We start from the raw sequence: 14,952 nt of genomic DNA on the forward strand, positions 1-14,952 counted from the left end.
CAAGACCCCATGCCGGCCATTTTGATTTGATTGAACCATCAAAGGACTTCGCATGCCGAGTGATAAACCAACCACCACCGACACGCCAGAGAATAAACACAACGACGAAAGTTCGATTCCCAACTTCATCTACCAGCTGACACACGAAGGACGCAATCAATCCTTGAGCGCCGGCAAAAACCTGCTCAAAGAGTTCAATGAACAACAGTTCGTCAAATTTGACCAGGACCGTTCCATTGAAGCGCTCATTAAAGAGCGCACCTCTTTTATCGACCAGCTGCTCAAAAAAATTTGGCAACATCACTTTCCAAAAGACGGCAACCATCAACTGACGTTGATTGCGGTCGGAGGTTACGGACGAGGCGAACTGCAACCCTATTCCGATATTGACCTGCTGATTCTCGGCGAGTCCTATGAAACACAACAACAAACCATCATCGAGTTCATCACCTACTTATGGGACCTGGGCTTCGAAGTCGGCCATGCCGTTCGCAACTTGGAAGAATGCATCCAATCCGGCAAAGAAGATGTCTCCACCGCCACCAACCTGCTTGAAGCCCGTTGGTTATCAGGCGATTACGAGCAATTCACCGCGTTGCAAAACCTCTTCAACCTGAAAACTTTTTGGCCCAGTCAGGAGTTTTTTGAGGCCAAACAGGAAGAGCAGTCTCGCCGCCACAAACGTTATCACAACACGCTTTACCAACTGGAACCCAACGTCAAAGAAAGTCCGGGCGGTTTACGGGACATTCAAACCATTCTTTGGGTGGCCAAACGCCACTTCGGTGCCAGTTCGCTACAGGAATTGATGCAACATAACTTCATCACTCAACACGAGTTTCAGGAAATTCAGGCCGCCTACCTGTATCTCAACCGAATTCGGTTTGCCCTGCACCGCTTGAAAAAGCGCCACGAAGACCGCTTACTGTTTGATAACCAACAGCAACTGGCGGAGAAGCTCTACCCGAACCTGTCCCACGAAGACAGCGTTAAAGCCGTCGAAGCCTTTATGAAACCCTACTATCAGAACGTCCACATCGTGGCGCGCCTGAATGAAATCCTGCTGCAACACTTCAAAGAAGAAATTTTTCGTACCAGCGAAGACCATATTGAGCAGATTAACCCGCGTTTCCGCATCGTCAATAACTATCTTGACGTTGCCAAAACCAACCTGTTCGAAAAAAACCCAACCGCACTACTGGAAGTTTTCATTATTATTGAAAATTACCAACACCTGATTCAAGGTATCCGGTCTCGCACCATTCGCTTGATTCGCAATAACCTGCACCGGATCGACGACCAATTTCGCTCCGACCCGATTAACAAAGCCCTGTTCATTGAAATTTTCCGCCAACCCAAAGGCGTCAATGCCGCCGTTAAACGCATGTATGCTTACGGCATATTGAGCGCATATTTGCCGAGCTTTAAAAAGATTTCCGGGTTAATGCAGTTTAATATATTTCACGCCTATACCGTTGATGAGCATACTATTTTAGTCATTCGAAACTTACGTCGATTCTTTATCAACCAATACGCTTATGAATTTCCAACGGCGCACCAAGTCGCCAAACAATTGTGCAAACCGGAAATCCTGTTGCTGGCCGGACTCTTCCACGACATCGCCAAAGGGCGCAATGGCGCACACGAAAAACTCGGTGCGGTCGATGCCAAAGAGTTCAGCTTTAAGCACAACTTAAGTAAAAACGATACCGAACTCTTAAGCTGGTTGGTTTTGCGCCACTTGGATTTCTCCTATGTCGCTCAGAAAAAAGATTTATCCGACCCGGAAGTCATCGCCCAATTTGCCGAAAAAGTCGGCACACAGGAGCGACTGGACTACCTCTATCTCCTAACCTTGGCGGATGTCCGCTCCACCTCAGATGATGTTTGGAACGATTGGAAAAACCAACTTTTCCTACAGCTTTACCACAACACCACCCAGGCGCTGGACGCCACATCGACCCAGCCGAGAGACCGCGCCAAGCAAGCGATTTTCAACAAAGAAAAAGCCAGCGACATCCTGAAAGGTAAAGGGCTAATACCTCGGGAATTTCAAACTTTCTGGCAATCTTTCGAACAAACCGACTTTTTTAATCGCCAAAGTCCAGGCGAAATCGCGCGCATCACCGCGGCCCTGCATGATGAAGACGAAGACGACATCAACATTCATCTACAGCCGACCACGTCTCGCGGAGCCACAGAATTAATTATTTACATGCACGACCGCAACTACTTGTTCGCGCAATTCACTCAGATTCTCGACAAACTCGGGCTCAATATCGTCGAAGCCAAAATTTATTCCGGCACGGATAACATGACCTTGGTCATTATCTACTTGTTAAACCACGAAAATTTATCGATTACTGACGAAGTGATTCTGGCGGAAATCGAAGACACTCTGAAATATCAATTATTCCTGAAAATGGACAGCACACCGCAGCCCCAACCTGAGCCACGGCGAACACGCGCCTTCCACACGCCAACGGAAATTCATTTCCAGGAATTAAATGAAGAATTGACCGAATTGAGCATTACCACCAAAGACATTCCAGGCCTACTGGCTCGGATTGGACAAGCGTTCAAGAGCTGTCAGATTCGAGTGCATGACGCCAAAATCAATACCGTGGGTGAAAAAGCGGAAGACGTCTTTATGATCAGCTCGACCAGCAACCACTCCATTCACTCGCACCATACGCAGGAAGCCTTGAAAGCCGCATTGCTGGATAATATCGAACCCTAAACACCATTAAACACCACTTGGTTCGTTTTCGCATTTCCAACCAGGCCTGGCGATTTTTGTTACTCGCCAGGCCTGGTGGTTTTATGAATCTGGACACACCTCAAACAGCTCAAATGCATTATTATCCAAATCTTTGATAAACAACGCATTTCGCCCGGAACGACTTCGGGTATACACCACGTTTCTTGCTTGTAAAAAAGCTTCATAATCCGTCACCGAATCCACTCTCAACGCAAAGTGAAAATCCCGTCCGCCATGCTCAGGACGTTCAGTGTTTTCGTTCGGGTTCGGCAATTCCATGATGTGCAAACTCTGGCCATTGTATAAGTCCAGCCAGTAACCCGGAAAGCCTAAATTCGGCCGATTCAATACCGACAGCCCCAATAAGCTCTGATAAAAGTTCAAACTGGCTTCCGCATCCGAGACAATAATGCTGACATGATCCAGCCCAATAACATTTGCCATCCGCTCCTCTCCTGTAAAAATCGAAAAACACACTCGCATAATACAAAAAACCCAGCACAAAGGCTGGGTTTCAGGGTGTCTAACCTTATAAAGTTTTCGGGTTAGTCGTTATTATGAAGCGCTTCATTCAAGCCACCCCAAACGGCTCCGTCCGTCATAACCGCTTGGACTTCACCGGTTTGGCTGTGGCGACGGAACAACAATTTGGATTGCCCTGATAGATCACGAGCAGACACAATCGAACCGTCCGGCATCTTCACTTTAGTGCCGGCGGTCAAATACAAACCGGATTCGATAATGCAGTCATCGCCCAAGGAAATACCCAAACCGGCATTCGCACCTAACAAGTTGCGCTGCCCCATGGAAATGACCTGTTTACCGCCACCGGACAAGGTTCCCATAATGGAAGCACCACCACCGATATCCGTGTTTTCGCCCACAACCACACCGGCACTGATACGACCTTCGACCATGGAATTCCCCAAGGTGCCCGCATTAAAGTTACAGAAACCTTCGTGCATAATCGTCGTACCCGGTGCCAAGTGCGCACCCAAACGAACGCGATCCGCGTCCCCGATACGCACCCCTTCCGGAATGACGTAATCGACCATACGCGGGAACTTGTCAATCGAAGTCACCGTTAACTGAATCGCTTCATCCGCAATCGCTTCACGCAAGTTTTCGACTTCAGACGGCAGCACCGGTCCGGCACTGGTCCAGGCCACGTTGGTCAATAAACCAAACACACCATCCAGGTTAATGTCGTGCGGTTTATAAGCACATTCCGACAACAAATGCAGACGCAAATACGCGTCTTCCGCCGATGTCGGCGCATCATCCACCGAAGCGATTTCGACCGTCACAAAATCGCTTTTGATAATGCCGGCTTTTAATGCCAAGCAGTTACGCGCAATTTCTTTATTGGAGCGCGGGAACCATACATCTAATGTCGCACCTGTTTTTGCATCGCTATAACGATGGCCGATTCGTTTGATAGTCATAACAGTCTTCTCATCTATTCAAAACCAAAACGCGAATTATACCTTTTCTTACCAAAACAGAGAAGCCGTTCCAACCGAGAAAAGCACCATCTTCCCGCTCAAAGTCACCGCAAAATGCTTTAAAATAACCGTCATTCAAAATACACTTTTAGGAACGACTCTGATGAACCCCATCATTTTATACGGCATCCCCAATTGCGATACGGTACGAAAAGCGCGTAAATTCTTGGAAGCACAACAAGTCGATTATCAATTTCACGACTTCCGCAAAGACGGCCTCACAAAGGACATTCTTCAAAACTGGTTACGGCAACAACCGATCGACGTGATTGTCAATAAACGCAGCACAGGCTGGAAACAACTAAGTGACGAACAAAAACAGCAACTGATGGCCGGTGACGACATTCTATTACTCGCCGACATCCCCACGTTAATTAAACGCCCCGTTTTACAGACCGACACAGCTATACTGTTTGGCTTTAATGAAGCCGATTATCAAAAGGCAACGCAAAAACCGACATAAGGTTCCGCTCAAGCCTTCTAAAACCACCGCCAAACACCTAAAATAAGCGGTACAGAAAACGAATACACCAACAAAAACACACGATGACCTCTATGACCGAAACCATTCAACTTGCTCAACAACTGATTCAAATTGAATCCGTCACTCCGGACGATAACGGCTGCCAACCCTTAATTGCCGACTACCTTCGTCCGCTGGGGTTCCAGATCGAACCCATGCCATTCGGAGAGGTCCATAACCTGTGGGCCAGACGTGGCGACACCGGCCCTTTCATCGTATTTGCCGGACACACCGATGTGGTCCCGACCGGCCCGGAGGAGCAGTGGCAACACCCGCCCTTCTCCGCGCACATCGATGATAAAGGACAGTTATACGGCCGCGGTTCCGCCGACATGAAAAGCAGTATTGCCTGCTTTATGGTCGCCACCAAACGTTTCGTGGCAAAATACCCCAATGCGCCAGGTTCCATCGGTTTTTTGATTACCAGTGATGAAGAAGGCCCCGCCAAAGACGGTACAGTCAAAGTCGTGGAAGCACTGGAAGCACGCGGTGAAAAATACGATTACTGCTTAGTCGGAGAACCTTCCAGCAGCCAAAAACTGGGGGATTCCATTAAAAACGGACGTCGTGGCTCGCTCAGCGGTCGTCTGACGGTGAAAGGAACACAAGGCCACATTGCGTATCCCGAGTTGGCTGAAAACCCGATCCACACCCTGGCGCCAGCGTTGAAAACCTTGACTGACACCGTCTGGGACACGGGCAACGAGTATTTCCCGCCCACGTCCTTTCAAGTATCCAACATTCATGCGGGCACCGGCGTCACTAACGTCATTCCGGGGGATTGCGTCGTGGACTTCAATTTTCGCTTTTCCACCGAACAAACCCCAGACAGCTTAAAACAAGCCGTACACGCCATTTTAGATGGTTGTGAATTCCATTATGATTTACAATGGAATTTATCCGGACTGCCGTTTATTACCCCTGCCGAAGGCCAGTTGATTCAAGCCGTTTCCAAAGCCATCCGGCAGGAAACCGGTTTGCAAACACAGCTTTCCACCGGCGGCGGGACATCGGATGGTCGTTTCATCGCCCAAACCGGCGCGCAAGTCATTGAGTTGGGACCACTGAATGCCACGATTCATAAGATCGACGAGCATGTCAGCGTGGATGACTTGAATACATTGACGGATATTTACGAACAAACTTTAATCAATCTATTGGTGAACTGATGTTATCGATAATGCTCCAAATCCTGGCACTGGTCATTTTTATCGCGCTGATCTGGCCCTATATTAAACAAGAAAACTGGAAAGAAAAGTTCATCGATAACAAACAAGCCCGTTCAATCCTCATCGTCTTTGTGGTGATTTTACTGTTTACTTTTGGGTTATCACTTTTATTCGAAAACTTTTATCCGATTGAACGACTTGACCAATAATGGTAAAACCATATGAGAGCTTTGCATGAGTGGGGCGCGATGGAAAAATGCGATAAAATTTTTCTGAATTAGGCGGAAAACGCAGCGAATAGCTGGCTATTCGCCAGTTTTTCAACGACATTCAGGGAAATTTTAGCCATTTTTATCCGTGCATCCATCTCGTGCAAAGCTCTCCATATAACAACAATAAAGAAGCTTAGGAGCCAAACCATGCCAAAACCAGCCGAAACCCAGTTGATTGCCGAGTCCGTACTTGGAGCTGACTTAACGCAAGAAGATTGCGAAGCTCTCTCCGAAATCGTCAAACAACGTACGTTGACTAAAAGTGAAATCTTATTTGAACCGGACACGCTGGACGGCAACTTGTATATTCTGGTGGATGGCAAACTGGAAATTCTCAAAGTCATCAACCCGGAAAAAACCATCCACATCAATACCTTGAAAAAAGGCGCCTTGATTGGTGAGCTGAGCTTTTTGGATGGTATTGCCCACACGATGCGACTGCAAGCCCGGGATGACGTAACGGTGCTGATTTTGCATCGAGATGAATTCGAATCACTGGTCGAGAAAAACCCAAAGCTCATGTTCAATGTGATGCGCTCCATCCTGCGCTTTTCCCACCATCTACAACGTAAAATGCTGCAAGAGAATCTGGAAATGCAAAAACACATTCAAAGCAGCTATATGGCGCAATACTGATGACGACAAACGTTCAAATAAAAAAAGCGGCTCAAAAGCCGCTTTTTTTATACCTAATTTTTGCCTGAAACCCGCAAACGTTACCCTTCTAGGTCACACTCTCAAAAAACACAATGAACACCAAAACCGGCGCTACAAATTTCACCAATACGCCGTAAATTCCTGACCAGTTTGGCGGCATACCGGATTGTTCATCACGCTGGTGCTGTGTCCACACCCAACCGACAAACAAAGCGGTGAACATTCCGCCTAATGGCAACATCACATTCGATGTCAGGAAGTCCATGGTCTCGAAAAAGGTTTTATCCTGAAAGAAATGCACGTTTTTCCAAAGATTGAACGAGAGAACGCTGCCCAAGCCCAAGGTCCAGGAAAACAGTCCCAGTGACCAGGCCGCTTTACGGCGCGTAAAACCCCAGTTCTGTTCCAGCCAACTGATGGCCGGTTCAATCATGGAAATCGCGGAACTCAACGCGGCAAACACCACCATACCAAAAAATAAAGTGCCGAAGAACCAGCCGCCGGTCATCTGCCCGAAAGCAATTGGCAAGGTCTGGAACAACAAGCCCGGTCCGGAGCCGGCTTCCAGGCCGTTACCAAATACAATCGCAAAAATCACCAGGCCTGCAATCAACGCGATAAGGGTGTCGGCCGCGACAATCCATAAACTGGCACGCACGATGGAATAATCTTTCGGCATATAGGAGCCATACACCATCATGGTACCGAACCCGAGACTCAGCGTGAAAAACGCATGCCCTAACGCAATCAATATCGAATCGGTCGTCAAAGCGGAAAAATTGGGTTTGAACAGAAACTCAAAACTCTGCCCCAAGGCGCCGGTTGTCGTCGCATAACCGAGCAACACCATCAAGATAATCAATAAACCGGGCATCATGATGTTGATAGCGCGTTCAATCCCACTGCGCACGCCTTTCACCACAATCAAAATCGTTAACAGCATCACCACCGAATGCCAAAACGTCAAGCCGGATGGGCTGGCCACAAAATCATCGAAGTGCTGTTGCGCTTGGTCGGCATTCATCCCGTTAAACACACCAAACAAACTGTCCACGAAATAAGCAATGCCCCACCCCGCAATCACCGAATAAAACGTCAGAATCAATAAACCGCCCATCACCGCATTAAACCCCAGCAGCACCCACAGCTTGCTGGAACCGGTTTCACGGACGATATTGGCGATGGCTTGCGGCGGACTGGCCTTACCGGCGCGCCCCAGGGTGATTTCCGCGATAAGAATCGGCAAGCCGATCAGCAGGATGCAAAGCAGGTAAACAATGACAAAAGCGCCACCACCATTTTCGCCGGTAATGTAAGGAAACTTCCAGAGGTTGCCGAGCCCGACGGCCGAACCGATTGCTGCTAAGATGAAAATCGTTTGGGACGTCCACGCCTGAGTTGAAAGTTTCAACTGCGCCATAAATATTCCTTTATAATAACCACACTTATTGTTACAAAATTATAGCAGATATGCATATTCACGCGAATTATTCCCTAAAAAGCCGGAATACGTTCAAAATAGACATCAAAACACAGTATTTTGTCGAAATAAGCAAACAGTCTGACATTCCCATTTTGCGTTCCGATATGAAATTATCGGCCATTCCCTGGGTAATCATGGGGGGCGGCAGTAACATTCTGTTCACACAGGATCTGGAAAAAGTCATTGTCACCTGTCAGTACGATAAAATTCGCGTGATGAAAGAAGACGACGACAGCATTTGGTTGTCGGTCGGCGCCGGTATGCCGTGGCATGATTTTGTGAAATACACCGTGGAAAAAGGTTACTGGGGCCTGGAAAACCTGGCGTTAATTCCCGGCACCGTCGGAGCCGCACCGGTGCAAAACATTGGGGCTTACGGCGCCGAAGCCCGTGACACCATTACCCGGGTGCAAACCCTCAACCTCTTCACCGGAGAACGCCGTGAGTACCGAAACAGCGACTGCCGCTTCGGTTACCGCACCAGCATTTTCAAAGAAGAACACGAAAACCGTTTACTGGTACATCGCGTCACCTTTCGCCTGAAAAAACTGGAAGCCGGCCAACCCAACCTAGTGTATGACCCGTTAAAAGAAGCGATACTGTCGCATTATCCCAATAAAGAAGGCTTGACGCCGTTGGATATTTTCGATGCCGTGGTCACCATTCGAGAACAAAAAATTCCCGACCCGCGCATATACGGTAATGCTGGTAGTTTTTTCAAAAATCCGTTGATTACAGAAGACTATTACAGAAAATTGATCGCCGTCCATGGCGACATCCCACACCATAAAACCATTACGAATGAATACAAAATTCCAGCGGCTTGGCTAATTGAGCAGTCGGGCTGGAAAGGTCGAAAACTGCGCAATGCGGGGGTCTCGGAAAAACACGCATTGGTTTTGGTCAACCTAGGCGACGCCAAAGGCTGCGACATCGTCCGACTCGCGGAATGCATTCAAGAAGACGTCGACCACAAATTCGGTATTCACTTGGAAAAAGAAGTCATCGTCATGAAATAAAGCGGATAATGCTTTACGTTTTCTTGAACCGCTTCATCGCATCACTCAAACCACATAAGTGCCCCACATAAGCGCCGATTACGCTTAATCGACCACACAGCAATCGCCTTTTCCTATATTTATTTGGTTTGTGACATTTCCGCCAGGCCTGGTGATTCCAGCTTAACAGAGTCCTCCACATACAAAGTGCGTGTCGGAAAGGCCATTTCCGCGTCATGTGCCGCAACAATATCGGCGATTTTCAACAACACATCTTCCTGAATCTCCTGATAACGTACCCATACGGTCGTTTTAGTAAAGGTGTAAATCATGATATCCAGAGTGGAACTGTTGTAGGCCACAAAGTTCACAAAAGTGGTCTGATCCTGATCAATCTCAGGATGATTTTTCAGCATTTCTTTAATACCTGACGTCACCGCCGCCATTTTATCGATATCACAATACCGTAACCCAATAACCTGCTTGATTCGGCGATTCGTCATACGCGATGGGTTTTCAATGGAAATGGTCGAAAAGATACCGTTGGGAATATACAACGGGCGCTTATCAAAGGTGCGTACTACCGTCAAACGCCAGCCGATACTCTCCACCGTGCCTTCAATTTCCTTATCCGGTGAACGAATCCAGTCTCCCGTGCTGAAAGGCTTATCCCAATACAACATCAAGCCGCCCAACACATTACCGATGACGTCCTTAGCGGCAAAACCGACCGCCATCGCACCCACACCACCAAAGGCAATCAAGCCGGCGAGGTTGACCCCCAACTCGCTCAAAACAAACAACCCGGTCACCACGAACACGGTAAGCTTGAACATTTTGGCCCCCGCTTCCACGGTGACCGAATCCCAGCGTGAATCCTTTCTTTCCAAACGCTTTAAGTAAACTTCGATATGTCGAACCCACCGTACCGAAAACCAGGCCACCGCAATCACACCCAAAGTGGATTTAAAGTCGGTAAGGTAGGGTTTCAACTCCACGAACACCCGAAAATGGTTCATCATGGTAATCATCGCCAGGATCAAACCGGATAACCAAATATAAAAAGACACCGGCGCTCGAAGCGATTGAGTAATCGTGCCGGTAAAACGCTTGCGATGTTTCACCAAATAACGATCCAGCCCACCGATTGCGACTCGAAAGGCCACATCCACCAATAAGGTAATGACAAATACAATCAACAACAGCAATAACCAGATCTGCCCGCCAAATAATTCGGCCAAATAACGCCAGACTTCCGGAAAAGCATCAACCGTATTGGTGAAGCTACTTTTCGCAAAGTCTTCAAACAGCGTCTGTTCATCCTGGTTTAAAGCTTTTTCAATGTCTGAATTCACGAAAGGACCCGCGAATGACAGCAACATTTCGTTCAAAAAACCGACAATGGGCATAAAAATATTCATACGGTAAAGGCCTGTTGATTTTCTTGATTCATAAAGTGTTCAATTTGTGCGGCTGCGGCTTGCCACAGCGGGTTGGTCAATAATTGTTTCTGGTGCAGTTTACCTTTACCGTGCAAACGAATCAAACGCGCATGAGAAACCGGTCCGGTATCCCAGGAAACGTTCGCCAACACCTGATCGGCTGAAACCGGATCATTACAGACCAGCACCAAATCGCACCCGGCTTCTAAAGCCGCTCTTACCCGAGTGGGGGCATCGCCGAATTCGGTGGCCGCATGCATCGACATATCATCGCTGATAATCGCACCTTCAAAATGACATTGGTGGCGCAGCACATCCTGCAACCAGGTTTTGGAAAACCCGGCTGGTAAATCGTCCACTTTCGGATAACGTACATGAGCGGGCATGACCGCATCCAAACCATATTCGATCAATTTTAAAAACGGCTGAATATCGGTTTGCAAAATGGTATTGAAGTTTCGTTCATCAACCGCCACTTCTAAATGGGTATCCGCCTGAATATATCCATGCCCGGGGAAATGCTTAGCCACTGAAGCCATACCGGCTTTTTTCATCCCGGACACCAAGTGTTGTGCCAAAAGTCCGACCACCAGCGGGTCGGCATCAAAGGCCCGGTCGCCGATGACACGACTGTCACCGTAGTCCAAATCCACCACCGGAGCAAAACTAAAATCGATCCCCACCGCCAAGAGTTCCGTCGCCATCAGCCAACCGACACTCTCAGCCAATTCCTGTGCTTTTCTGGGGTGCTCATGATACAGCTCACCAATCAGGCCCATCGGCGGCAGTCGAGTGAACCCTTCTCGAAAGCGTTGTACACGCCCGCCCTCATGGTCAACACCAATCAGCAATTTCGGGTGACGCAGCTGGTGAATTTCCTGTGTCAACGCCATTAATTGTTCCACCGATTCAAAATTACGGCTGAACAAAATCACGCCGCCGACTAAAGGGTCCATCAAACGTTCACGCTCGTGCGATTGCATCTGCGTGCCTTGCAGGTCAACCATCACACAGCCCAACGGCATAGACTCACCAAACAACTTTTCCATAAATTTCCGTGCTTACGTAAAATACTTGCCACGATTATAACGGTTTCACACCAAAATGCAGTCTTCCCAAGTGGAAAAACTGGCTTATATGCAACGCTTCTCCAGCCATGGATTAGGGTTTTACTGAATTTAAAACCGTCTAGGTGACATTCGCTTCACATTTCCACAAAATCTTCGTTATAATTTTGAGAAATGCTTGAAACAACGGGAGGATGGCCCTTCTCTTCATGACAATAATATGGCTCCGTTTCAAGCGCATAATAACAACCAAAAACTAATAACAACCAAAAAATAACAAAAACGACCAGGCCTGGTCAATTCGTAACCTCGACTCGGAACAGTCGATAACCCTGAAAGCGTTTGAAAGGATTCAAACCGGATATTTATGCCCCAGAAACACCTCATTATTCCCACCTTGTTTTCGTTGTTGATTCTGTCGCTCCTGCTGATGAGCATTCATTTTTATACTGAAAAACGTACGGAAGAAGTCACCCGAGAAAAATACGAAAACAAAGCGGTGGCAATCCAAAACCTGGTGGATACGCTGATCCAAAGTCAAAAAGACAAGATGACGTTCATCGCCCTTTCCTTGGCGCAAGACTCTCAACTCAAAGACGCTTTATTAAACCGACACACACAGCTTTCTTATCAAAGCTACTTAAAAACCCTTTCGCAACACTCTGATTTAAAACACCTTTGGATTCATATTGTTGATAAAAATGGTTACAGTTTCTACCGGAGTTGGACCGACAAACGTGGCGATATCGTTTTAGATAAGCGACGAGACTTACAAAAAATGCTGCAAAAACCAAGGGTTATCGAAACCATTAGCGTCGGACTTTTCGACATGACTTTCAAATCCAGCGTACCGATTTACGACAAGGATCGCTTCTTAGGAGTCTTCGAAGTCATCGGTAAATTCAACTCTATTGTCGAAAAACTCAAAAATCGTCACATCGAAAGCGTTTTATTGGTGGACAAGCGTTACCGCCCGCAAATCAAATTTCCATTTTCAAAACGCTTCCTGGATGGTTATTACCTCGTCAACGGCCAAGCCAGCGAAACCAATCTTCAACAAGTGACCCGCCACGCTTTACTGGCTTACAGTAAAAATCATCACTATTACGTCGACACCGCCCAACAACAATTAATTACCTTCTATAAACTCCCCAATATTAACGGCGAACCCATGGGGCATTTTTTCTTTTTTTACCCGTTAAACCGGATTGAAGCCGGTGTCCAGGAAATCAAACCGTTTAACCTCTATACCTACACCATTTTGGTCTATCTTTTCCTCCTGGTCGGTTATTTCTATTGGGCCAATAAAAATCATACCCGAGAAATATTCAACTTTAATCGACAACTTGCCGAAAAGGTGGATCAAAAAACACAGCAACTGTCGATACAAAAACAGTTTCTGCAAAACGTTATCGATGGCGTATCTGATGCCGTCACCGTATACGATTCCACCCTGTCCACGTCCTTAATGAACCGAGCCGCCAACACCTTACCGGAACTGAAATTCAGTCAAAATCAACTCAATAGCCGCGAAGCCACCTTAGAAACTTATCCTGCCGCGTTGGAGCTGGCCTCACAAAGCTTTGAATCCGGCCAACCGCATAAGGCGGTTTTGTACTATCTCGACAACCAGTTTAAAAAGCACTATGTTGAATTGACGACAACCCCCATTAAAAACAGTCAAAATGACATCACGTCGATTATTCAACTCGGGCACGAAATTACCAATTATCTGGATATTCAAGAGCAATTACAGCAGCAAAAGAACGATCTGGACTTTATTGCCTATCACGACCCTTTAACCGATTTACCCAATCGCATCTTGTTTTTGGATCGTCTGAACCAGGCCATCAATCAAGCACAACGCAATAATGAAAAAATCGCCTTGCTGTTCATCGACCTGGACCGTTTTAAGGAAATCAATGACTCCTTCGGACATAACAGCGGTGACGAAGTGCTCATTGTGTGTGCAGAACGTTTACAAAACTGCATTCGAAAAATCGATACCGTGGCACGTCTTGGCGGCGATGAATTCACCATTCTTCTGGATGCTCTAAAAAGCAACAACGTGATTATTAACATTGTCGAAAAAATCATCAACCGCTTATCGGCGCCGATTTATCTCGGCGACGACGTTTTCCACGTGACGGCCAGTATCGGCATCAGTTTATTCCCAACCGACGGGCAAGATGCCCAGCAACTGTTAAAAAATGCCGATGCCGCCATGTATAAAGCAAAAGACGACGGCAAAAACACCTACCACTTCTACACCAAAGAAATGACCGAACAGGCGTTCGAACGCATCTTCATGGAAAACAACCTTCGTGAAGCGTTAAGCCGTAACGAATTCGAAATGTACTATCAGCCTCAGTACGACTCCAGCACCAACGAAATCATCGGTTTTGAAGCACTGGTGCGCTGGAATCATCCAGAACGCGGCCTGATATCTCCCGAGCAATTCATCCCCGTGGCTGAAGAAACCGGCTTGATCGTGCCACTTGGCCGTCAAATCCTCGATATGGCCACCGCCACCATTGCCGAATGGCAGCGCAACGGCCTGACGCGGGCGCGCATGGCGATTAATGTCTCTGCCAAACAATTGCGTGACATCAGCTTTACGCAAACGCTCAGTGCCATTTTGGATAAAAATCAATGTCTACCCGAATGGGTAGAGCTGGAAATCACCGAAAGTTCGGTGATGAAAAACACCGAACACACCATCAAGCTGTTGCATCAAATTCGACGCCGCGGCATCACCATCTCCATCGACGACTTCGGCACCGGCTATTCATCGTTAGCCTACCTGAAAAAACTGCCAATCAACAAAGTGAAAATTGACCGCTCCTTTATTTGCAACCTACCGGGCGACAAGGACGATGCGGAAATCACCAAAGCCATTATTTCCATGAGTCGCAGTTTGAACCTGGATATTATCGCGGAAGGCATCGAAACGGATGAACAGCGGGCGTTTGTGAATTCAGAAGGCTGCTATATGATTCAGGGTTATCTATACAGCAAGCCTGTGACTTATGATGAAATGACGGCCAAATTGCAAAGCAACGTCTAATGGTTCAT

General features: G+C 47.3%; 12 protein-coding genes. 7 read left to right on the forward strand and 5 right to left on the reverse strand.

What is annotated here, in order from left to right; translation table 11 throughout:
- Nucleotides 1-52: 52 nt before the first annotated feature.
- Nucleotides 53-2,740 (forward strand): [protein-PII] uridylyltransferase, encoded by a 2,688-nt coding sequence (gene glnD, locus AC0KH7_RS06770; protein WP_472371894.1) that lies wholly within the window; start codon nucleotides 53-55, stop codon nucleotides 2,738-2,740.
- An 81-nt stretch (nucleotides 2,741-2,821) separates the two neighbouring features.
- On the opposite strand, the gene AC0KH7_RS06775 is transcribed toward glnD, so the two are convergent.
- Together AC0KH7_RS06775 and AC0KH7_RS06780 are read right to left on the reverse strand one after the other, a co-directional pair.
- Nucleotides 2,822-3,205 carry a VOC family protein gene (locus tag AC0KH7_RS06775; RefSeq protein ID WP_472371896.1) on the reverse strand — a complete coding sequence of 128 codons (384 nt, stop codon included), beginning with the start codon at nucleotides 3,203-3,205 and terminating at the stop codon, nucleotides 2,822-2,824.
- A gap of 101 nt (nucleotides 3,206-3,306) precedes the next feature.
- Nucleotides 3,307-4,206: a DapH/DapD/GlmU-related protein gene (locus AC0KH7_RS06780; protein WP_472371899.1), complete on the reverse strand. Its 900-nt coding sequence runs from the start codon at nucleotides 4,204-4,206 to the stop codon at nucleotides 3,307-3,309.
- A gap of 163 nt (nucleotides 4,207-4,369) precedes the next feature.
- Between AC0KH7_RS06780 and AC0KH7_RS06785 the strand changes: the two genes are divergently transcribed.
- The 4 genes from AC0KH7_RS06785 (at nucleotide 4,370) to AC0KH7_RS06800 (ending at nucleotide 6,866) form a co-directional block, all read left to right on the forward strand.
- Entirely contained in the window at nucleotides 4,370-4,729 is a 360-nt protein-coding gene (locus tag AC0KH7_RS06785; protein WP_472371901.1) for an arsenate reductase, read from the forward strand.
- A gap of 92 nt (nucleotides 4,730-4,821) precedes the next feature.
- Nucleotides 4,822-5,958 carry a succinyl-diaminopimelate desuccinylase gene (dapE, locus tag AC0KH7_RS06790; RefSeq protein ID WP_472371903.1) on the forward strand — a complete coding sequence of 379 codons (1,137 nt, stop codon included), beginning with the start codon at nucleotides 4,822-4,824 and terminating at the stop codon, nucleotides 5,956-5,958.
- The gene (locus AC0KH7_RS06795; RefSeq protein WP_472371905.1) at nucleotides 5,958-6,167 is read left to right on the forward strand and encodes a hypothetical protein; all 210 of its coding nucleotides are present in this window, start codon (nucleotides 5,958-5,960) and stop codon (nucleotides 6,165-6,167) included. Before dapE ends, AC0KH7_RS06795 begins: the two co-directional genes overlap by 1 nt.
- Nucleotides 6,168-6,377: 210 nt before the next feature.
- On the forward strand, nucleotides 6,378-6,866 hold the full coding sequence (locus AC0KH7_RS06800) for a Crp/Fnr family transcriptional regulator (RefSeq protein ID WP_472371907.1): 489 nt from the start codon (nucleotides 6,378-6,380) through the stop codon (nucleotides 6,864-6,866).
- An 88-nt stretch (nucleotides 6,867-6,954) separates the two neighbouring features.
- Here the strand turns inward: AC0KH7_RS06800 and AC0KH7_RS06805 are convergent, their stop codons facing one another.
- A complete protein-coding gene (locus tag AC0KH7_RS06805) occupies nucleotides 6,955-8,307 on the reverse strand; it encodes a sodium-dependent transporter (protein WP_472371909.1) in 1,353 nt (450 codons plus the stop codon).
- A gap of 50 nt (nucleotides 8,308-8,357) precedes the next feature.
- Between AC0KH7_RS06805 and murB the strand changes: the two genes are divergently transcribed.
- Nucleotides 8,358-9,389 (forward strand): UDP-N-acetylmuramate dehydrogenase, encoded by a 1,032-nt coding sequence (gene murB, locus AC0KH7_RS06810; RefSeq protein WP_472371911.1) that lies wholly within the window; start codon nucleotides 8,358-8,360, stop codon nucleotides 9,387-9,389.
- Nucleotides 9,390-9,508: 119 nt separating this feature from the next.
- Here murB and AC0KH7_RS06815 read toward each other — a convergent pair whose 3' ends face one another.
- Nucleotides 9,509-10,789, reverse strand: coding sequence for a mechanosensitive ion channel family protein (locus AC0KH7_RS06815; protein WP_472371914.1), 1,281 nt, complete (start codon nucleotides 10,787-10,789; stop codon nucleotides 9,509-9,511).
- A complete protein-coding gene (gene nagZ, locus AC0KH7_RS06820) occupies nucleotides 10,786-11,859 on the reverse strand; it encodes a beta-N-acetylhexosaminidase (protein ID WP_472371916.1) in 1,074 nt (357 codons plus the stop codon). The genes AC0KH7_RS06815 and nagZ overlap by 4 nt, the downstream gene beginning before the upstream one ends.
- Nucleotides 11,860-12,244: 385 nt before the next feature.
- Here nagZ and AC0KH7_RS06825 point away from each other — a divergent pair, with 385 nt between their 5' ends.
- On the forward strand, nucleotides 12,245-14,944 hold the full coding sequence (locus AC0KH7_RS06825) for a bifunctional diguanylate cyclase/phosphodiesterase (protein ID WP_472371918.1): 2,700 nt from the start codon (nucleotides 12,245-12,247) through the stop codon (nucleotides 14,942-14,944).
- Nucleotides 14,945-14,952: the final 8 nt, after the last annotated feature.

Origin of the sequence: Hydrogenovibrio sp. (assembly GCF_965140365.1) — a bacterium.
Taxonomy (GTDB): Bacteria; Pseudomonadota; Gammaproteobacteria; order Thiomicrospirales; family Thiomicrospiraceae; genus Hydrogenovibrio.